The sequence below is a fragment of the Actinomadura sp. 9N407 genome (assembly GCF_044326315.1).
Lineage (GTDB): Bacteria > Actinomycetota > Actinomycetes > Streptosporangiales > Streptosporangiaceae > Spirillospora.
This window is the reverse complement of the sequence record NZ_JBIRAW010000051.1, coordinates 12790-30959: the sequence shown is the minus strand read 5'-3', so window position 1 is coordinate 30959 and position 18170 is coordinate 12790. Positions and strand designations below refer to the sequence as shown.

Genomic DNA, 18170 nt, shown 5'->3' with positions numbered 1-18170 from the left:
CAAATCCTGAGCGAGGACGTATGCGCATCGGAGAACTGGAACGGCGCACCGGAGTCAGCCAGCGACTGCTGCGCTACTACGAGGAGCAGGATCTGATCCGGCCCGCCCGGCGTCCCAGCGGCTACCGCGATTACAGCGAGGCGGACGTCGCGACCGTCGCGCACATCCGGACTCTGCTCGCGGCCGGGCTGACCACGACCACCATCGCCGACCTGCTGCCCTGCATGACCACCGACGGAGCCCACCTCATCGCGGACTGCCCGGAACTCCTGCTCGACCTCCTGCGGGAGCGCGACCGCATCAGAACCGCCATCCGCAAGATGGAGAGCGCCTGCGGAACCCTGGACACCGTCATCGGCACCGCGCCGCCCGAGACCGAGCAGGCGGCGCGCGTCCTGCTCGACGAGGAACGCAAGTCCGCTGTCCACTTCTAGACATTCCGCCGATTCCCTTGCGGGACACACCGCCTTAACCTGCTCGTACCCGGTCAAAACCCGGGAACTCGGGCGGCAGGGTCCCTCTGCGGCCGGATCCACGCCTATATAAACAAAGGTGTCTATTTGTGATAGCGTCCCGGACGTGCTCGTGAACAGGAGTGGCCGCGCCCCATCGCTGGCGGGGCGCCGGGTGCTGATCACCGGTGCGGCGCGCGGGATCGGCGCGGCGCTGGCCGAACGGCTGCACGCCCGGGGCGCGCGGGTGGCGCTGACCGGCCTGGAAGCCGAACTGCTCGCGGACGTCGCCGCGCGGTGCGGGGACGCGCCGTACTGGCCTTGCGACGTGACCGACCGGGCCCAGGTCGAGGACACCACCGCGCAGGCGGCGGAGTCCTTGGGCGGCGGGCTCGACGTGGTCGTCGCGAACGCCGGGGTCGCGGCGCAGATGCCCGTGATCGGGGGCGATCCCGAGGTCATGGAACGCACGCTCGCGGTCAACGTGATCGGCTCGTACAACACGCTGCGGGCGGCCGGGCCGTACATCAGCCACCCTCGCGGGTACGCGCTGGCCGTGGCGTCGCTCTCGGCCGCGGTCAATCTTCCGCTGCTGGGTGCCTACAGCGCCTCCAAGGCCGCCGTCGAGGCGCTCGGCAACACGCTCCGCGCCGAGCTGCGCCCGTACGGCGCGCGGGGAGGGGTGGCCTACTTCGCCGAGCTCGACACCGATATGACGCATCGCGGGTTCGGTACGCAGGCCACGGCCGCGCTCCTCGGCTCCCGCGGGGCCATTTCCAAGGTCACCCCGCTGAAGGTGGGCATCGACGCGCTGGAGCGGGGCATCGCCTGGCGTTCCAGGCGCGTCGTCGCTCCGTGGTGGGTCGCGGGCGTCCTGCCGGTACGGATGATCGCGCAGCCGGTGATGGAACTCGCCGTCCAGCGGCATCTCCGCGACGCCCTGGACATCGCCAGGGAGGAACGCGTCCCGCTGACGACCGAGCAGCCGGAACGGCCGTGACCGGCGCGCGCGTCCGGCCGGGCCGGCTGGGCGACGTGGGCCTGTTCACCCACGTGTTCGCCAAGGTCGCGGGCCGGACGGCGGGGACCGGGCCGCCGAACCTGTTCCTGACGCTCGGCCGGCAGCGCCGCATGTTCCACGCCTGGCTCTGGTTCGCCTCGTCGCTCATGCCCGGCGGCCGGCTCTCGCGCCGGGAGAGCGAGCTGGTCATCCTCAGGGTCGCGCACCTGCGCGACTGCCGGTACGAGCTGGAGCACCACGAGCGGCTGGGCCGCCGCGCCGGGATCGGCCCCGCCGAGCTGGACCGCATCGCCCTCGGCCCGGACGCCGACGGATGGACGCCCCGGCAGCGGGCGCTGCTGACCGCGGTCGATGATCTGCACGGGAACCGGACCCTCGGCGACGGCTCCTGGGCGCGCCTGCGGGTGCATCTGACCGAGCCCGAATGCGTCGAACTGTGCATGCTGGCCGAGCATTACCAGATGCTCGCCACCGTCATCGCCGCGCTGCGGATCCAGCCGGACGGGCCGCGCTAGAGGACGCCTTGCCGTCTCAGCACGCGGACGTGGGCGATGATCTGGTCGCCGACCTCGCGCAGCGCCGTGGTGTCGCCGCTGATGAGCGGGCCGGTCACCATGCCGCCGACCGCGGCGACGATCATCCGGCAGGCGAACCGCGCCTCGTCGTCGGACGCCTCCAGGACGCCGGCCAGCCGTTCGGTCAGCAGCTCCTGGAGGTCCAGCCGCCGCGCGATGGCCTCCGGGCCCGCCGCGTGCGACTCCACGATGAACAGGCGCGCGTATCCCGGCTCCATCGCGAGCAGCTCCACGTACGCCGCGATGCCGCGTTCGAATCGTTCCAGCGGGTCGCCCGGCTCGGTCACGGCCGCGTCGAGCCACTCCTCCATCAGCTGGGCCACGTCGTCGAACGCCGCCATGAAGCAGTCGAGCTTGGACGTGAACAGCTCGTAGAAGCTCTGCCGCGAGACCCCCGCCCGCTTGAGGATCTCCCCGACGGGCGTCCCTACGAAGCCGAGCTCGCTCATCGCGTCCGCCATGGCGGCCAGCAGCCGCGCCCGCTGCACCTTGGAGACCTCACCGGCGGGCAGCGCCGAGCGCCCGCGTGGCAGCCGGCGTGGAGGAGACGTGGTCACGGGCTCAGGGTACTTCGCGCCCTGCCCCGGCGCTCCCGCCGTGTTGAGGGCAAGGCCGTACTCGACCTCCCGGCGAACGCCAGGGAAGGGTGAACGATGGGGTCGCCGGTCGCCTCGCCCGTGGAGGGGACGGGGCCGGCCGACCCGGCTTCGACCGGTGCCGCTGGGACCGGCGGCTCAGGTGGATGAGCGGCTGAGGTGAAGAAGAGGGGACGAGGGCGCCCTTGCCCTCGTCGGGGATCGATCGGATGCGGGTCGAACCGGTACGGGATCGATCAGGTGCGATCGATCGGGTGCGGTTGGAGCGGATCGAGCGGGTGGGAACGGGTACAGCGGGTCCAGCGTTGATCAGGTGTGGGACTTCAGAGCTTGGCGAGCTTGGTGAAGGGCGCGGGGATGCGCACCTTCTGGGGTCCGAAGTCGATGATGACGGCGGTTCCCTCCTCTACCGCGAGGACGCGGCCGAGCCCGTACTTGTCGTGAGTCACGAGGTCCTCGACGACGAAGTTCTCGAGCGGCGGGGCCGGGGGCGGCGGGGCGAAGGGACTGGTGGGCAGGTGGCGCCGGGTGTCGGCTCGCGGAGATCGCATTATGTGTCCAGTATGCGCCAGTTCTCTGGATGTTGGGAGCGTTCCGCGCCATCTCCCTGCGGGGACGGGGTATCGATGAGGTCTCGGCCGGGGCCGCCGGCAGGTCCGGCCGTGCCCGTTCCCCTTGTCCCGTACGGGTTCCCGCGCGCTCCTACCTCCACCCTTCCCCCGCCCTCCGGGGGGTCGCACTCCGACCACTGGGCGTCACCCGGATCCCTGTGCTAACATGGATCTCAGTTGCGGTTCCCATAGACTTTTGTGTGCGCCTGCAGGTTAACTCAGGCGCATTTTTTCTTTTCTGGATCCTCCGGATGGGACTTATCGCGGCGACTCCCGTTCCGCACGGTGCGGTTCGGGACCGACCCAAAAGGAGACTCACATGGCTACTGGCACTGTGAAGTGGTTCAACGCCGAAAAGGGTTTCGGCTTCATCGAGCAGGACGGCGGCGGCTCCGACGTCTTCGCTCACTTCTCCAACATCGTCGGCGGGGGCTTCCGCGAGCTGCAGGAAGGTCAGAAGGTGTCCTTCGACGTCACGCAGGGCCAGAAGGGCCTGCAGGCGGAGAACATCGTCGCCGGCTAGTAACGTTGTAGCGGCGGTACCGTGGCTTCGTGCCACGGTGCCGCCGCTGCTCCATGTCTCGGGGGTTCCAGGCTCGGAGGTTCGAGTCTCGGCCCCCGTCTCAGGCATGGCGGCTCCCGCACATCTCCATGTGGCGTCACATCTGTGACGCCTCTCACACGACGTGACCGGCTGTCCACCCGCCGTCCGTCTTCTCCCCTGGTTCGTTCTTGAAGCTTCTTCGCGTGGCCCATGGCTGCGGAGCACTCCTCGAAACGTGCCGTTCCGAGGAAGGTCTTCCGCATGCCGCCCCGTAATCCCAGGCGCCGACGTCCCGCCACCGCTGCCGCACCGCAGCAGTCGCACGGTGACTTCGCGTCTCCCCAGAACTCCGCTCCGGCGCTCCCGCCGGTCGATTCCTTCGACGAGCTCGACATGCCCGCCGCCCTGCTGACCACGCTGGGCCAGCAGGGCGTCACCGAGCCGTTCCCGATCCAGTCCGCGACGCTGCCCGACGCGCTGACCGGCCGCGACGTCCTCGGCCGCGGCCGGACGGGCTCCGGCAAGACGCTCGCGTTCGGGCTGGCCATGCTCGCCCGCACGGCGGGCAAGCGCGCCCAGCCCAAGAAGCCCCTGGCCATGGTGCTGGTGCCCACGCGCGAGCTGGCCCAGCAGGTCACCGAGGCGCTCACCCCGTACGCCGAGTCCGTCCGGCTGCGGATGACCACCGTGGTCGGCGGCATGTCGCTGAACCGGCAGGCGACCTCGCTCGCCCGCGGTTCGGAGATCCTGGTGGCCACGCCGGGACGGCTGACCGACCTGATCGAGCGCGGCGACTGCCGGCTGGACCAGGTCACGATCACCGTGCTGGACGAGGCCGACCAGATGGCCGACATGGGCTTCATGCCCCAGGTCACCCGGCTGCTCGACCTCGTCGCGCCCGGCGGCCAGCGGATGCTGTTCTCCGCGACCCTCGACCGCAACATCGACCGGCTCGTCAAGCGCTACCTGAGCGGTCCGGTCACCCACTCGGTCGACCCGTCGGCCGGTGCCGTCACCACGATGGAGCACCACCTGCTGCACGTCACCGAGGACGACAAGCAGGACGCGACCGCGCACATCGCCGCCCGCGACGGCCGGGTGATCATGTTCGTCGCCAAGAAGCACGGTGCCGACCGGCTCGCCCGCAAGCTGCTGGCCAGGGGTGTGCACGCGGCCGCGCTGCACGGCGGCAAGTCGCAGTCGCAGCGCAACCGGACCCTTGAGGGCTTCCGTACCGGCACCGTGACCGTCCTGATCGCCACCAACGTCGCCGCCCGCGGCATCCATGTGGACGATCTCGACCTGGTCGTCAACGTGGACCCGCCCGCCGACCACAAGGACTACCTGCACCGGGGCGGCCGTACGGCGCGCGCCGGGCAGTCCGGAACGGTCGTCACGCTGGTCCTGCCCGAGCAGAGGCGCGAGATGACCCAGCTGATGGCGGCGGCCGGGATCACCCCGGCGATCGCCCGGGTCGGCCCGAACGACCCGGAGCTGGCGCGGATCACCGGTGCCCGGCCGCCGTCCGGCGTGCCGATCATCACCGAGCCGCGCCGCGCTCCGGCCCCCAGGGGCGGCGGATCGGGGCGTCAGTCCCGGACCTCCAACCCGGCCGGCGCGTCCACCGGCGGGTCCTCCTCCAGAGGAGGCCGGGGCAGGGGTCCGCGCCGCAGGGTGTCGGCCGGCAATTCCTGACCGGTCCCTCCTCGCCGCCACGGTCCCTTGAAGAGGAAGACCGCGGGGATGAAGAGGGCCAGGCACACCAGTGCCACCAGCAGCCAGATCTGCCAGCTGCCGGCCTCGACCACGTGCGGGACGATGATCAGTGCGATCACGGCCATGCCCTTGGTGAGGAATCCGAAGATGCCCCAGGCCGTCCCCTGCAACCGCGGGTCGATGTCCTCGGTGTCCTCGGAGTAGGCGGCCATCCACGGGCAGTACGCGACGCCCATCGACGCGCCGATCAGGCCGCCGGTGATCATGAGTTCGGGTACGGAGGCGGACTCTCGCCCCATCAGGACCGCCAGGTAACCGGCGGCCGCGATGGTGGCGAGGGTCCCGCCGACCACGAACGGCTTGCGCAGCTGCAGCCGGTCCGACAGTCGGCCCACCACGATCAGCGATCCCAGGTTGAGGATCCAGAACGCGGACATGATCGAGGACGCCTTGGCCGCGCTGATCTCGAACGTGTGCGCGAGCATCGTCTGCCCGTACAGCACCAGCGTGATGTAGAGGACCAGCCACAGCGAGATGCCCACCACGTGCGCCCACACGTGCCGGTGGGCGAACAGGTCGCGCATGTGCGGCGGGCCGGTGTCCGCGACGACCTGCTTGGCGCTCTCCTCGGTCTGCTGGATCCGGGCGCGCAGCTCGGGTGACAGGTCGGCGATGTTCGCCGCGATCACCACCGAGACGATGAGTGAGACGACGCCCATGATGATGAACTGGGACCGCCACTCGTCGTCGAACATCGGCAGCGTCCAGGCGGCGACCCCGGCGGCCAGGAAGCTGGCGCCGACCGGGCCCCAGGTCCAGAAGCCGAACGCCTGGGCCCGTCCCATCCGCGGGGAGAAGTCGCGGACGAGCGGTGCGGTGCCCGCGATCGCCATGCCGTCCACGAAGGCCAGCGCGATCCGGGCGACGAGGAACTCCCCGACCGAGTCGGTGAGGGTCATCGCGAAGCAGCACAGCGCCGTGACCATCATCAGCGGGACCAGGAGCTTGACCCGGCCGACGACGTCGACCAGCCGTCCGCCGATGATCGACGCGATCGCGCCCGACAGCGCGCCCGCGCCCGAAACCATCCCGTAGGTGGACAGGCTCATGTCGAAGTCGTCGAGCAGGAGCGGCACGACCGGGGCGATCTGGGCCTCGTACGAGCCGATGAGGACGGCCAGCACGGCCATCGCGAGGATCTTGATGCGTTTCGAGCCGGTGGGGTATTCGTCGAGTTCACGCGCGTAGGGCAGCCTCATGGGCGAGGCCTTTCTCCGAGCCGTACGGGGCACGGGGGGCTCGTGGCGGGGTGGGTCGCATTGCTAGAGGCGGGTTCTAGAATCTGCTTCACCAATGTGCGGCAGATCACTCCGGATTGTCAACCGCCCCAATCACGCCGTCGCCCGCATCGGTCCGGAAATAGAGTACGGACCGTCCGGAACGCCGGCGCCGGACGAGCCCGGCGTCCAGCAGCACCTTCAGATGGCGGCCCACTGAGCCCAGCCCCTGCCCGGTCAGCGCCACCAGCTGCGTCGTGCTGAGCGGTGTCTCCAGCAGGACGAGCACGCTCGCGCGCCCAGGCCCGATCAATCTTCCGAGCGCCTCGGGCACCGGCTTCCGGACGGCCCCGGCCAGGGTGCCCGAGCACGGATACACCACCGCGTACCGGTCCGGTTCCTCCCACGAGACCCAGCCGTGGCGGCGCGTGACCGGGACGAACATCAGCCGCGCCCCGTGCACCCGCCGTGCCGGATAGTCGTGGACGTTCACCTGCAACCGGCCCTCACCCAGCCAGCGCATCCCCGGCCGGATGTCGTCCAGGGCCTCGGCCCAGCCGCTCCGGCTCAGCCGCCTGGTCCGCGCCACCGTGTCGGCTTCGAGGATCCGCCGGCGCCGTTCCCAGTACGGCAGGACGCTCTCCGTCCACACCCAATCCAGCAGGTCGGCGGCGCGTACGGCCAGATCCGCGCGGTGCAGCCGCGCTGGGATCGGGCCGTTCAGTGCCGTCTCCAGGTGCCCGCGGGCATCGCCGGGCGGGGTGTCACGGATTCGCGCCAGTTCCTCCTGGAACGACGGCTCCCCCTGCCCGAGAGGCGTCGGGGTAAAGAAATCAGCAAGATAGCGCGGCCGTACCGCCGCCTCGATGACCAGCGCGGTGACCGGATCGCCGGCCAGCCGCTCCCGGTACGCGGGCAGGTGGGCGTCCAGCCACGCGCGCTCCCCCGGATCGGCGGCGACGCCCTTCTTCAGAGCCATCAGGCACGCGGTGGCCTCGGCCAGCGGCGAGATCACGAACCGGCTCTGCGCGAGCGTGTCCGCGTCGATCCGCCACAGCCCCATGTTTCGCCCCCTGCTGTTCCGCCCCTGCTGTTCCGACCTCTGTTGTTTCGCCCCCGTGCGAAACATTAACCGGCCGGTACCGGAGATCGTGACACTCCCGGGCATGCGCACCTACCGCGAACTGTTCCGCTCCCCCGAGTTCACGCCCCTGTTCGCGGCGTCGTCCCTGCAGGTGGCGGCGATGACGGTGAGCGGGCTCGCGCTGAGCACGCTCGTCTACGCGGCCACCGGCTCGCCGCTGCTGTCGGCGCTCAGCATGTTCGGCCCCTCGCTCGTCCAGGTGGTCGGCGCCGCGACGCTGCTGTCGGCGGCCGACCGGCTGCCGCCGCGCGCCGCGATGACCGGGCTGGCGCTGGCCTCCGCCGGAGGCACCGCCGTGCTGGCGATCCCCGGACTTCCGGGCTGGGCGGGCCTGATCACCGTCCTGTTCCTCGGGCTGGTCGCCTCGGTGGCGGGCGCGGTCCGGTACGGGCTGCTCAGCGAGATCCTGCCGAGCGGCGGCTTCCTGCTCGGACGCTCGGTGCTCAACATGTCGGCCGGTACGACGCAGATCGGCGGATTCGCGGCCGGGGCGGCGCTGGTGACCGTCCTCTCCCCGCGCGGCACGCTGCTCGCCGGCGCGGCCCTCTACCTGCTCGCGGCGGGCGTCGCCCGGCTCGGCCTCACCCGGCGGCCGCCCCGCGCCGCCGGGCGGCCATCGGTGGCCGAGACCTGGCGGACCAACGGACGGCTGCTTTCATCGCGGCCTCGCCGGTACGTCTACATCGCCCTGTGGGTCCCGAACGGGCTGATCGTCGGCTGCGAGGCCCTCTTCGTCCCGTACTCGCCCGGGAGTGCGGGCATCCTGCTGGCTTTGGCGGCGGCAGGGATGCTCATCGGCGACACGCTGACCGGCCGGTTCGTCCCGCGCCGGTGGCGTGAAGGGCTCGCACAGCACCTGTATCTGCTGCTCGCGGCCCCGTACCTCGTGTTCGCCCTCCACCCGTCCCTGGCCCTGGCTGGGGCGGCCGTCCTGCTGGCCTCCATCGGCTTCTCCACCACGCTCCTGCTGCAGGAACGCCTGATGATCCTGACACCGGCCGACATCCAGGGCCAGGCCCTCGGACTGCACTCGTCCGGAATGGTCGCCATGCAGGGCATCGCCGCGACCCTCGCCGGAACGGTCGCGCAATACACCTCTCCGGCGGCGGCCATGACCGCGATGGCGGCGCTCTCGATCGCGGTGACGCTGGTGCTCGCACCCCGGCTCCGGTACGCGGACCGCCGTAGCCCGTCTGCGTCCTCTCCCCGCGAGCCGCCCAGGCTGTGAACGATCACCGTTCGATCATGGCGTTCCGGGTCCGGCTCACACGCGCCTTCACCGGGTCACCACCGACGGCGGTTTCACCGATGTCCAGGTGACATGGGCGCAACACACTGACGGCCATCCCCACCGTCAGTGGAAGGAGCATCATGCTTCGCAGGAAGTCACTCGGGATTCTGGGTGCCCGGGAGGTCGGACGGGGTCGGTTGGTCGGGGGAATCTTCGCGGCCCTTGTGGCCGGGCTGATCACGGCGCCTCCCGCCCATGCCGCCAACCCCTACGAGCGCGGACCGGAACCGACCGAGTCCAGCGTCACCGCCGCCCGCGGCTCGTTCGCCACCTCGGAGACCTCCGTCTCCAGCCTCAGCGTCCGCGGCTTCGGCGGCGGCAGGATCTACTACCCCACCTCCACCAGCGCGGGAACGTTCGGCGCGATCGCCATCGTGCCGGGCTTCACCGCGTCCTGGTCCACGCTGGACTGGCTCGGCCCGCGCCTGGCCTCGCAGGGCTTCGTGGTGTTCGGCATCGAGACCAACAGCCGCTTCGACCAGCCCGCCAGCCGCGGCGACCAGCTGCTGGCCGCGCTCGACTACCTGACCGAGGACAGTTCGGTCAGGTCCCGCGTCGACGCGTCCCGGCTCGCCGTGGCCGGGCACTCGATGGGCGGCGGCGGCACGCTGGAGGCCGCCAAGGACCGCACCTCGCTGAAGGCCGCCATCCCGATCGCCGCCTGGAACCTCGACAAGAGCTGGCCCGAGGTCCGTACCCCCACCATGATCATCGCCGGCGAGTCCGACACCGTCGCCTCGCCCGGCTCGCACTCCAGCCCGTTCTACAACAGCCTGAGCACCGCCCGTGAGAAGGCGTACCTGGAGCTGAACAACGCCAGCCACTTCTTCCCGCAGACGTCCAACACGACCATGGCCAAGTACATGATCAGCTGGATGAAGCGCTACATCGACGACGACACCCGCTACGACCAGTTCCTCTGCCCGCCGCCGCGCGCGACCGGCGCCATCTCCGAGTACCGGAACACCTGCCCGAACAGCTGACACCCATCGGCGCTCGCGTTCCCCGTTCGCGGGGAACCGAGTGGTCCGGTACGGAACTTTGTGGAGAGTGCGCTGCGGTCAGCGGACCGGGACGCCACCCCCGTTCCCGCTGTGGGACGCCGACCGCAGGGCGTGCTCGATCAGGCTGACCAGGACCTCCTTGGCCGAGCCCTGCCGGCGCGCGTCGCACAGGATGACCGGGACCTGCGGGTCCACGTCCAGCGCGGTACGGATCTCCGGCTGGTCGTACAGGTCGGCGTCGTCGAAGCAGTTGACCGCGATGACGAACGGCGTGCCCCGGCGCTCGAAGTAGTCGATCGAGGGGAAGCTGGCCGTGAGCCGCCGCGTGTCGGCCAGCACCACGGCACCGAGCGCCCCGCGCGACAGCTCGTTCCACATGAACCAGAACCGCTCCTGGCCCGGCGTCCCGAACAGGTAGATCGCGACGCCGTCCCGGAGGGTGATCCGGCCGAAGTCCATCGCCACGGTCGTCGTCGCCTTGGTCTCCAGCCCGTTGAGGTCGTCGACACCGACGCTCGCGGTGGTGAGGGCCTCCTCGGTCTGCAGCGGCCGGATCTCGCTGACCGCGCCGACCAGCGTGGTCTTGCCGACGCCGAAGCCGCCGGCCACCAGGATCTTCAGCGCCACGCGCGGCCCGTCGGACGGCGCCGCGTCCCGTGGGGGTTCAGAGCGCACGTAGTTCATCGAGCACCCTCCTGAGCAGGTTCTGGTCGACCTGGGCGGTCGGCGGGGACCACTGCTGCACACCGACCAGACCCTGGTCGATCAGGTCCGCGGCGAGCACCCGGATCACGCCCAGCGGCAGGCCCATCTCCGAGGCCAGATCCGCGATGGTGTACGGCCTGCGGCACAGCGTCAGCAGGCGCCGCTGCTCGCGCGGCAGCCGCATCTGCTCGCCGGGAGCGCGGCCGGTCCCGACGATGATGGCCACGATGTCGAGCGGTTCGCCGATCGGGCGGGTCCGGCCACGGGTCATCGCGTAGGGGCGGACGATGGGCCCCGCGGCCTCGTCGATCCACCGCTCTCTTCGAGGACCGTGCGCATCCATACCCGTTCACCCTGATCCCGGTCCACTCGTTCTCAGCCCGGTCGACAGCTGCCGGTGGACGCGCTTGACCAGCATCGTCATCTCGTACGCGACCAGGCCCGCGTTCGCGCCCATACCGCTGAGCAGCGCCAGGCAGCTGTTCTCCCCGGCCGGCACGACGAAGAACAGTCCCTTCTCCATCTCGATGATCGTCTGCTGGATCTCGCCGGAGTCCAGATGGGGCTGCGCCCCGATGGCCAGGCTGTGGAACCCGGCCGCGAGCGCGGCCAGGTACTCGCCGTCCTCGCGTCCGATGTCCCGCGACGACCCCATCACCAGGCCGTCGCGCGACAGCACGACGACCTTCTGCACCTGGGGCACCCGGTCGACCAGATCGTCCAGAAGCCAGCCCAGTTCGGCGGTCACATCCGGCTGGGTCATGACTGTCTCCAATCCGTTGTTCCGTTGTTCCCCGATGGCCCTTCGTCCTCGTCGCGCCCGCGCAGCCAGCCCGCCTGCAGCGAGGCGAACAGGTCACGCGACGCCTCCGCCGAACGGTCCTGCCAGACGGGCTTCGAGGGCTCCGGCCGGTTCTCCGGCGGCGGGGGCTGCGCGGCCGCGTTGCGCAGTTCGGGGGCCAGGTTGGCCTGCCGTACGCGGCGCGGCAGCGGGGCCTTGGGCCGCGATCCCGGCGGCCCTTGCTGGGGTATGTGCGGTCCCTGCGAAGCCATCGGCGGCTGCTGTTGCTGCTGCGGTGGCCGCTGGATCTGCATCGGGGGCAGCGAGTCCATCGGCGGGAGGGAGTCCATCGGCGGTGCCGATCCGTCCGGCTCCGGTACGGGAGCCGACAGCATCGCGTCGTTGCCCGGCCCGGCCGACGGGTTACGCCAGACCTCGGCCTCGATCGTCTTGGCCGGACGCGACCACGCGCTCCGCTCGGCCGGACTCGAGATCGCCGGTGTGCGTTCCTGCGTCTCGGCACCGTTGCCGTTCGCGGCACCGTTGCCGGACGCCGCGACCGGCGCCTCGTCCTCGGGCTGCGCGATGTCCACGATCAGCTTGCGGGGAACGAGGACGACCGCGCTGACGCCGCCGTACAGCGACGGCTGCAACGCGACCTTGATCCCGTGCCGGGCCGCGAGCCTGGCCACCACGAACAGGCCGAGCCTGTCGCTGTCGGCCAGATCGAACTCCGGCGGGCGGGCCAGCCGCTCGTTCAGCGCGGCCATCTCGGCCGGGTCGAGCCCGATGCCCCGGTCCACGATGTCGACCGCGAACCCGTTGGCGCCCATCTCGCCCCGTACCAGCACCTCGGTCGGCGGCGGGGAGAACACCGTGGCGTTCTCGATCAGCTCGGCCAGCAGGTGGATGACGTCGGCCACCACCTCGCCGATCAGCGCGGACTGGGCGGACACCACCACGACCTCGACCCGGGTGTAGTCCTCCACCTCCGCGACCGCGGCGCGCAGCACGTCGTCGACGTGCACCGGATGGCTCCAGCCCCGGCCCGGCGACGCGCCGGACAGGATGACCAGGCCCTCCGCGTGCCGGCGCATGCGGGTGGTGAGATGGTCGAGCCGGAACAGGTCCTCCAGCGCCTTGGGCTCGGAGGTGCCGCGCTCCATCTCGTCCAGCATGTTCAGCTGGCGGTGCAGCAGCGACTGGCTGCGCCACGCCACGTTCAGGAACACCCGGCTGATGCCCTTGCGCAGGTGCGCCTCGCTGACCGCCGTCTCGAGCGCGGTCCGCTGCACCCGGGTGAACGCGTCGCCGACCCGGGAGACCTCGGTCGTCCGCCCGATGATCAACGGTGGCGCCTCGGCCTGCACGTCCACCTCCTCACCCCGTCTCAGCCTGGCCACCACCGTCGGCAGCCGGTCCTCGGCCAGCCGCAGCGCCGCCCGCTGCAACCCGCGCAGCTCGCGCGACAGGCTGCGGGCCGCCAGCAGCGACAGGGTGATCGACGCGACCACCGCGAGCAGCCCGAACCCGCCGGCGATCGCGAGCCGCATCACGACCCGTTCACCGATCGGCTTGGCCAGCTCGTTCAGCGCCAGGCTCGCCTGCGTGACCGCCTGCCCCCACGCCTGCGAGAGCCGCGGCATCGTCGACGGCCACTGGGCCGCCTCCACGGGCAGCCGGTTGTCCCCGGCCTTGGCGATCGCACTCTCCATCGCACGGAACTGGCGGAAGCCTTCGGAGGAGGCCAGTTTGGCCAGTGGCGCACGCAGATCGTTGCCGAGGTCGGCCATCCCGGCATCGAACTCGCGCCGCCCCATGGCCACCGATTGCACGAATGCCAGGTGTTCGGCCGGGCTCATCCGGCCGTTGTTCGCCAGTGCAGCCGTGACCAGAGCGTCCTCGCGCAGCATGAACGCGCGCGCGTTGCCGATGCTGATCAGCGCCCGGCCCTGCTCGAAGATGGCCAGATCGTTGACGATCACCAGTCCGCTGAAGAGCCGGATGATGGAGTCGAGCGCGAGGCTGTAGGAGTCGATGACCTGCAGCGTCTCGACCCTGCCCGAGTCGACCTGCGCCCGCAGTTCGGGCAGCCGGTCCAGCCACTTGAGGGCCTGGGCCAGCCGCTGCTCGCTCTTGGCGTCGGCGGCTTCGCGGGCCTCGGGCGACAGCGCGGTCCTGCGGAAGGAGGCCTGGACGGCGCTCACCTTCGCCCGCTGCGCACCCAGCTTCTTGCGTTCGGCCTCGTTGCCGCCGGCCTGCTCGCGGGTGCTCAGCGCGACCACGCTGAGCTGCCGCTCCGCCTGCAGCTCGTTCACCAGGAAGAGGCCGGGCAGGCCCATCTGCTCATACGTGGTGGAGAAGTCGTACTTGTCCAGCGCCTCGCCGAGCGTGATGTTGGCGGCGAATCCCCACAGGCCGATGAGGGAGACCAGAGGGACCAGAAGCAGAGCAGTGATGCGCAGGCGGATCGGACGCCTGCGGGGTCTCCTGCCCTTCTCGTTCTCCGGAGCCCTCGTCGCCGGGGCGTCCTGCCACGCCCGCGTGTGCTCGGCGGGGTCGTGGTGTCCGGCCTGCTTTCCCGCCTTCTTCTTTGCGGCGGCCTGATGAGCGGCCTGGCGGGCGGCGGCTTGGCGGGCCGCGGCCTCACGGCGTCCGGTGGCCATCAGATCACGTCCTCGAGTAGGTGCGGTTCACTCGTCGCTGTCCCGGCCCGTTCCGCTCCCGCCCGGCGGGGGACGCGGACACCCCGTCTCACGGCGGGTCCTCCTCGCCCGCCGGCCTGGTCGCCAGGTGACGGAGGCGCTTGGAGATCAGCACCACGGCCTCCGCATGCCCGCGCCTGGCCTGCTCGCGCGTCGTGTACTGCCCGATGTCGGCATGCGTCGTCATGTCGGAGACGATGGTCTGCCATAGCAAGGGCCTTCCGTTGGATGCCAGTCCTTGGTCGATCACGGTGAACCAGGTGGAGACGACCACCACCTCGGACCCGACGTAGATGACGTCCTGCGCGAGCAGGCGTCCGCGCACGTCGAGCAGGAGCCGTTGCGCCTCGGCGGATGTGGCAGGTCGTCCGTCGGCTCGATACCAGTCAACGGTCATCGGGATCCCCCCTCAGCACCGGTCGCGAGGGTTGGTAGAGGGTCGGGCGGTCGCCGGGTGTCAGGAAAGCGGCGGCATGGCCGGAGGCCAGGCGGGCAGCTCACACCAGACGGACTTGCCGGAGTCGGTACGGTCGATGCCGTGGCGTTCGGCGATGGCCGCCACCAGGAACCAGCCCCGTCCCGTCTCGTCCATGAGGTCGACACGCCGCAGGCTCGGCCGGACCGGGCTCGGGTCGTGCACCTCGATCCGCAGCCGTTCGTCGACCCGGAGGATCAGCAGGCGCAGCGGGATGCCGGAGGTCAGGGCGTGCCGCACGGCATTGGTGACCAGCTCCGAGACCAGGATCTCGGCGTCGTCGCGGACATGCGGTATGCCGCGGGCTCCGGTGAGGGTACGCACGAAGGCCCGGGCCCGCGGAACGGACTCGTGCGCGGCGGGCAGGGTGAGCTCGCCCAGCGGTTCTCCGGTCAGTACGGCCGTCAGGGCCGCCGTCTCACCGGACCATTCGATGGTGTGGAATTCGGCCGACATGGGGGGACGTCTCCTCGGCTGGGGCGCGGTGACCCGGGTTCCGGCGCGGGCGGGGCGTCGGAACGAGGGGGTCGCCGGCAAGGGGGGCCGCAGTCGCGGGTGGACGCGACTGCCAGGAGGTCGGTGACAGGGGTCGGGGAGGGGGGAGGCCGGGAGGGAAGGCCGGGAGTCATGACGACTCCGGGTCCTCGGCGGGGGTGGCCGCGCGCTCGCGCAGCAGCTGTGCGGTGTGCGTGAACCACTCGTAGTTCTCGTACTCGAACCGGCGGCCGCGCAGGCAGGTGAGATAGGGGCCGATGGGGTCGCCCTTACGCAGGAAGGTCTCCTCGTCGAGACCCCCGCGCAGGCGTTCCAGAGTGAGGTCGAACAGGTCGACCTTGGCGGCGGAGGCCGTCGCGCGGTCTTCGAGCTGCGCGATGACGGACGCCGCCGAGATGTGATCCACCGCCTGGACCATCACCAGCAGGTCCTCGCGGATGATCCCGGGCTTGGCGGGGAGGGTCGCGAAGCGTTCCAGCTCCTCGATCCCCGCCGGATTGACGGTGAAGACGCGCTTGTTCGGCCGGTCATGCTGGATGACCTGCTTGCCGGTGATGAGCCCCTCCGACTCCAGCCGGTTCAGCTCGGTGTAGAGCTGCTGAGGGACGGCATGCCAGAAGTTGGAGACCGCGATGTCGAAGATCTTGGCCAGCTGGTATCCGCTGTACTCACCGTCGAGCAGAGCCGCGAGAACTGCGTGCCGTAGCGCCATCGGTCACTCTCCCCGCTGGCGATCCGGCGGCCAGCGTCCGGGTAGTGAGTGAGCTTACTAGTCAATGTCGTGACTAGTAAGGGATTGACGCAATTCTCTGAAAATTGGGCAGACTCCACCGAACCGGCGGCTTCGGAACGGGCCACCCGGACATCGGCACGGCCGCCCGTACGAAGCTGTACGGACGGCCGTGCCGGAGTGGTTCAACGCGACTGGTGCCGTGTCGTCAGGCGCTCACCCGCCCCAGCGCGGCGACATCGGGTTCGAGGTCACCGGCGAGCTGCTTGATCTTCCCGTCCAGGAACGCCTGCCGGGTCAGCCGGCGCTGGATCTTCCCGCTGGTCGTCCGCCGGACGGCTCCCCGCCCGGACAGCACGACGCTGAGCGACGGGAGGCCGAACGCCCGCGCGACCGCGTCCCGCGTGAGCGAGGCCAGTTCGGCCAGTCCCCGCTCCCCCGCCGCGGCCGGGCTCACCTCCTGCACGATGATCACCTGCTGCGGTCCCGCGGCGGCACCGTCCGGCAGCGGCGCGTCCAGCGCGAAGGCGGCGGTGGTACGGGCGCCCGGGTGGGCGGCACGGGCCGCCTCCTCCAGGTCGTGGGCATAGATGTTGTGCCCGTTGACGATGATCATGTCCTTGATCCGCCCGGTCACGTACAGCTCCCCGCCGGCGACGAATCCCAGGTCCCCCGTCCGGAGGTAAGGGCCGAGACCTTCGGCCGTGACGGCCTGGAAGGTCTCCCTCGTCTCGTCGGACCGCGCCCAATAACCCCGCGCGACGCTTCCGCCGCCGACCCAGATCTCGCCGACCCGGCCCTCCGGCAGTACGGCGCGACTCCCCGGATCGACGACGCGTACGTCCAGGGTGACCGGACGGCCGCTGCTGACCAGCCGCCGCATGCCATGGCCGTGCAGCCCGCCCGCCCCGTTCCGGAACGGAACCTCGGCGTCGGCGCGCTCGCCGTCGCGGGTCAAGGGAACCGCCTCGTTGCGGGTCAGCGCCTCGAAGTCGAACTCGCGGATCACCGGCCCGGTACCGAGGGGCGCCGCCGCGACCAGCAGCGTCGTCTCTGCCATTCCGTAGCACGGCATCCACGTCTCGCGCCGGAACCCCACCGCGCCGAATCGCTCGACCATCCGCTCCAGAGTGCCGGCCAGCACCGGTTCGGCCCCGTTCTTGGCGATCCGCAGCGACGCCAGGTCCAGCCCGGCCAGCTGCGCGTCGGTGACCCGGCGCAGGATCAACTCGTACCCGAAGTTCGGCGCCAGGGTGATCGTCGCCCGGTGCCGGGTGATCAGCTCGAGCCACAGCACCGGCCGCTTGATGAACGTGATCGGCGACAGGAACACGTACCGGCAGCCCAGGTACAGGGGCTGCAGGACCTGACCGATCAGCCCCATGTCGTGGTAGTGCGGCACCCAGCCGACCCCGATGGTGTCCGGGCCGCCCTCGATCCGGCACCTGATCTCCTCCGCGTTGCAGAGCAGGTTGCCGTGCGAGACGACCACGCCTTTGGGAGCGCTGGTCGACCCCGAGGTGTACTGCAGGAACGCCGGGCGGTCCGGGCCGTAGCGCGGCATCGTCCACTCGCCGGGGTCGGCGTCCACCCCGGCATCGGTGGCCAGGCAGCGGACCCTCCCGGCCAGGCCGGCGTCCGTCAGCCAGCCTTCCAGCATCTCCCGGTGCGCGGTGTCGGTGAGGATCCAGCGGATGTCGGCGTCGTCGATGATCCGCCGGGTTCGTTCCGAACGGCCCGCGTCCAGGTCGGGGAACGGCGCCGGTACGGCGATGACCCGGGCGTAGAGGCAGCCGAGGAACCCGGTCAGGAAGTCCAGGCCCTCCGGATACAGCAGCAGCACCGCCCGGTCCTGGATGCCGAGGGCGTGCAGGTGAACGGCGAGTGCGCGGGCCTTCCGATCGAGGTCGCCGAAGCCGAGGTCCTCCTCACGGTACGAGCGGCCCCGCCCCTTCTCCTCGGTCACGAACGTGAAGTACCGCCGGTTCCCGTACGCGCGCACGTTCTCGCGCACGATCGACACGAAATCCTTGCTCGGCTCCATCAGG

Annotated in this window: 19 protein-coding genes; 7 read left to right on the top strand and 12 right to left on the bottom strand. The window is 70.7% G+C overall.

Annotated elements, in window-relative coordinates; all coding sequences use genetic code 11:
- The first annotated feature begins 20 nt into the window (after window positions 1–20).
- The 3 genes from ACH34Q_RS44430 to ACH34Q_RS44420 all read left to right on the top strand — a co-directional run bounded on the left by ACH34Q_RS44430 (window position 21) and on the right by ACH34Q_RS44420 (window position 1988).
- Window positions 21–434, top strand: coding sequence for a MerR family transcriptional regulator (locus tag ACH34Q_RS44430; protein WP_395989283.1), 414 nt, complete (start codon window positions 21–23; stop codon window positions 432–434).
- Window positions 435–579: 145 nt separating this feature from the next.
- Window positions 580–1452 (top strand): SDR family NAD(P)-dependent oxidoreductase, encoded by an 873-nt coding sequence (locus ACH34Q_RS44425; RefSeq protein WP_395989282.1) that lies wholly within the window; start codon window positions 580–582, stop codon window positions 1450–1452.
- Window positions 1449–1988: a carboxymuconolactone decarboxylase family protein gene (locus ACH34Q_RS44420; protein ID WP_395989281.1), complete on the top strand. Its 540-nt coding sequence runs from the start codon at window positions 1449–1451 to the stop codon at window positions 1986–1988. The genes ACH34Q_RS44425 and ACH34Q_RS44420 overlap by 4 nt, the downstream gene beginning before the upstream one ends.
- On the opposite strand, the gene ACH34Q_RS44415 is transcribed toward ACH34Q_RS44420, so the two are convergent.
- Both ACH34Q_RS44415 and ACH34Q_RS44410 read right to left on the bottom strand, forming a co-directional pair.
- Window positions 1985–2605 carry a TetR/AcrR family transcriptional regulator gene (locus tag ACH34Q_RS44415; RefSeq protein WP_395989280.1) on the bottom strand — a complete coding sequence of 207 codons (621 nt, stop codon included), beginning with the start codon at window positions 2603–2605 and terminating at the stop codon, window positions 1985–1987. The two genes, ACH34Q_RS44420 and ACH34Q_RS44415, sit on opposite strands and share 4 nt — an antisense overlap.
- Before the next feature lie 362 nt (window positions 2606–2967).
- Window positions 2968–3195 carry a hypothetical protein gene (locus ACH34Q_RS44410; protein WP_395989279.1) on the bottom strand — a complete coding sequence of 76 codons (228 nt, stop codon included), beginning with the start codon at window positions 3193–3195 and terminating at the stop codon, window positions 2968–2970.
- A 379-nt stretch (window positions 3196–3574) separates the two neighbouring features.
- On the opposite strand from ACH34Q_RS44410, the gene ACH34Q_RS44405 reads away from it, so the two are divergent.
- Complete coding sequence (locus ACH34Q_RS44405) at window positions 3575–3778, top strand: cold-shock protein (protein WP_395989278.1); 204 nt, start codon at window positions 3575–3577, stop codon at window positions 3776–3778.
- A gap of 282 nt (window positions 3779–4060) precedes the next feature.
- Complete coding sequence (locus ACH34Q_RS44400) at window positions 4061–5494, top strand: DEAD/DEAH box helicase (RefSeq protein WP_395989277.1); 1434 nt, start codon at window positions 4061–4063, stop codon at window positions 5492–5494.
- Here the strand turns inward: ACH34Q_RS44400 and ACH34Q_RS44395 are convergent.
- Both ACH34Q_RS44395 and ACH34Q_RS44390 read right to left on the bottom strand, forming a co-directional pair.
- Window positions 5389–6774 (bottom strand): MFS transporter, encoded by a 1386-nt coding sequence (locus ACH34Q_RS44395; protein WP_395989276.1) that lies wholly within the window; start codon window positions 6772–6774, stop codon window positions 5389–5391. The two genes, ACH34Q_RS44400 and ACH34Q_RS44395, sit on opposite strands and share 106 nt — an antisense overlap.
- Window positions 6775–6880: 106 nt before the next feature.
- A complete protein-coding gene (locus tag ACH34Q_RS44390; RefSeq protein WP_395989275.1) occupies window positions 6881–7855 on the bottom strand; it encodes an ArsR family transcriptional regulator in 975 nt (324 codons plus the stop codon).
- Between the two features lie 103 nt (window positions 7856–7958).
- Here ACH34Q_RS44390 and ACH34Q_RS44385 point away from each other — a divergent pair, with 103 nt between their 5' ends.
- Both ACH34Q_RS44385 and ACH34Q_RS44380 read left to right on the top strand, forming a co-directional pair.
- A complete protein-coding gene (locus tag ACH34Q_RS44385; protein ID WP_395989274.1) occupies window positions 7959–9164 on the top strand; it encodes an MFS transporter in 1206 nt (401 codons plus the stop codon).
- 143 nt (window positions 9165–9307) lie between these two features.
- On the top strand, window positions 9308–10210 hold the full coding sequence (locus ACH34Q_RS44380) for an alpha/beta hydrolase family protein (RefSeq protein WP_395989273.1): 903 nt from the start codon (window positions 9308–9310) through the stop codon (window positions 10208–10210).
- Window positions 10211–10288: 78 nt separating this feature from the next.
- Here the strand turns inward: ACH34Q_RS44380 and ACH34Q_RS44375 are convergent, their stop codons facing one another.
- The 8 genes from ACH34Q_RS44375 to ACH34Q_RS44340 all read right to left on the bottom strand — a co-directional run bounded on the left by ACH34Q_RS44375 (window position 10289) and on the right by ACH34Q_RS44340 (window position 18166).
- Window positions 10289–10915, bottom strand: coding sequence for a GTP-binding protein (locus ACH34Q_RS44375; RefSeq protein ID WP_395989272.1), 627 nt, complete (start codon window positions 10913–10915; stop codon window positions 10289–10291).
- Window positions 10896–11279: a DUF742 domain-containing protein gene (locus ACH34Q_RS44370; protein ID WP_395989271.1), complete on the bottom strand. Its 384-nt coding sequence runs from the start codon at window positions 11277–11279 to the stop codon at window positions 10896–10898. Before ACH34Q_RS44370 ends, ACH34Q_RS44375 begins: the two co-directional genes overlap by 20 nt.
- Window positions 11280–11285: 6 nt before the next feature.
- On the bottom strand, window positions 11286–11699 hold the full coding sequence (locus ACH34Q_RS44365; protein WP_395989270.1) for a roadblock/LC7 domain-containing protein: 414 nt from the start codon (window positions 11697–11699) through the stop codon (window positions 11286–11288).
- A complete protein-coding gene (locus tag ACH34Q_RS44360) occupies window positions 11696–14383 on the bottom strand; it encodes a nitrate- and nitrite sensing domain-containing protein (protein WP_395989269.1) in 2688 nt (895 codons plus the stop codon). The genes ACH34Q_RS44365 and ACH34Q_RS44360 overlap by 4 nt, the downstream gene beginning before the upstream one ends.
- An 88-nt stretch (window positions 14384–14471) precedes the next feature.
- Window positions 14472–14819, bottom strand: a complete 348-nt coding sequence (locus ACH34Q_RS44355; protein WP_395989268.1) for a hypothetical protein — start codon at window positions 14817–14819, stop codon at window positions 14472–14474.
- A 60-nt stretch (window positions 14820–14879) separates the two neighbouring features.
- Complete coding sequence (locus ACH34Q_RS44350; protein ID WP_395989267.1) at window positions 14880–15353, bottom strand: ATP-binding protein; 474 nt, start codon at window positions 15351–15353, stop codon at window positions 14880–14882.
- 169 nt (window positions 15354–15522) lie between these two features.
- A complete protein-coding gene (locus ACH34Q_RS44345) occupies window positions 15523–16104 on the bottom strand; it encodes a PadR family transcriptional regulator (protein WP_395989266.1) in 582 nt (193 codons plus the stop codon).
- Between the two features lie 226 nt (window positions 16105–16330).
- Entirely contained in the window at window positions 16331–18166 is a 1836-nt protein-coding gene (locus ACH34Q_RS44340; protein WP_395989265.1) for a fatty acyl-AMP ligase, read from the bottom strand.
- Window positions 18167–18170 lie beyond the last annotated feature (4 nt).

Bases quoted from the DNA above. Each gene is read 5' to 3' on its own strand.
- ACH34Q_RS44350 (WP_395989267.1), bottom strand. From the start codon at position 15,353: ATGTCGGCCGAATTCCACACCATCGAATGGTCCGGTGAGACGGCGGCC.
- ACH34Q_RS44385 (WP_395989274.1), top strand. From the start codon at position 7,959: ATGCGCACCTACCGCGAACTGTTCCGCTCCCCCGAGTTCACGCCCCTG.
- ACH34Q_RS44400 (WP_395989277.1), top strand. From the start codon at position 4,061: ATGCCGCCCCGTAATCCCAGGCGCCGACGTCCCGCCACCGCTGCCGCA.
- ACH34Q_RS44340 (WP_395989265.1), bottom strand. From the start codon at position 18,166: ATGGAGCCGAGCAAGGATTTCGTGTCGATCGTGCGCGAGAACGTGCGC.
- ACH34Q_RS44380 (WP_395989273.1), top strand. From the start codon at position 9,308: ATGCTTCGCAGGAAGTCACTCGGGATTCTGGGTGCCCGGGAGGTCGGA.
- ACH34Q_RS44370 (WP_395989271.1), bottom strand. From the start codon at position 11,279: ATGGATGCGCACGGTCCTCGAAGAGAGCGGTGGATCGACGAGGCCGCG.
- ACH34Q_RS44345 (WP_395989266.1), bottom strand. From the start codon at position 16,104: ATGGCGCTACGGCACGCAGTTCTCGCGGCTCTGCTCGACGGTGAGTAC.
- ACH34Q_RS44390 (WP_395989275.1), bottom strand. From the start codon at position 7,855: ATGGGGCTGTGGCGGATCGACGCGGACACGCTCGCGCAGAGCCGGTTC.
- ACH34Q_RS44375 (WP_395989272.1), bottom strand. From the start codon at position 10,915: ATGAACTACGTGCGCTCTGAACCCCCACGGGACGCGGCGCCGTCCGAC.
- ACH34Q_RS44355 (WP_395989268.1), bottom strand. From the start codon at position 14,819: ATGACCGTTGACTGGTATCGAGCCGACGGACGACCTGCCACATCCGCC.
- ACH34Q_RS44410 (WP_395989279.1), bottom strand. From the start codon at position 3,195: ATGCGATCTCCGCGAGCCGACACCCGGCGCCACCTGCCCACCAGTCCC.
- ACH34Q_RS44430 (WP_395989283.1), top strand. From the start codon at position 21: ATGCGCATCGGAGAACTGGAACGGCGCACCGGAGTCAGCCAGCGACTG.
- ACH34Q_RS44405 (WP_395989278.1), top strand. From the start codon at position 3,575: ATGGCTACTGGCACTGTGAAGTGGTTCAACGCCGAAAAGGGTTTCGGC.
- ACH34Q_RS44395 (WP_395989276.1), bottom strand. From the start codon at position 6,774: ATGAGGCTGCCCTACGCGCGTGAACTCGACGAATACCCCACCGGCTCG.
- ACH34Q_RS44360 (WP_395989269.1), bottom strand. From the start codon at position 14,383: ATGGCCACCGGACGCCGTGAGGCCGCGGCCCGCCAAGCCGCCGCCCGC.
- ACH34Q_RS44365 (WP_395989270.1), bottom strand. From the start codon at position 11,699: ATGACCCAGCCGGATGTGACCGCCGAACTGGGCTGGCTTCTGGACGAT.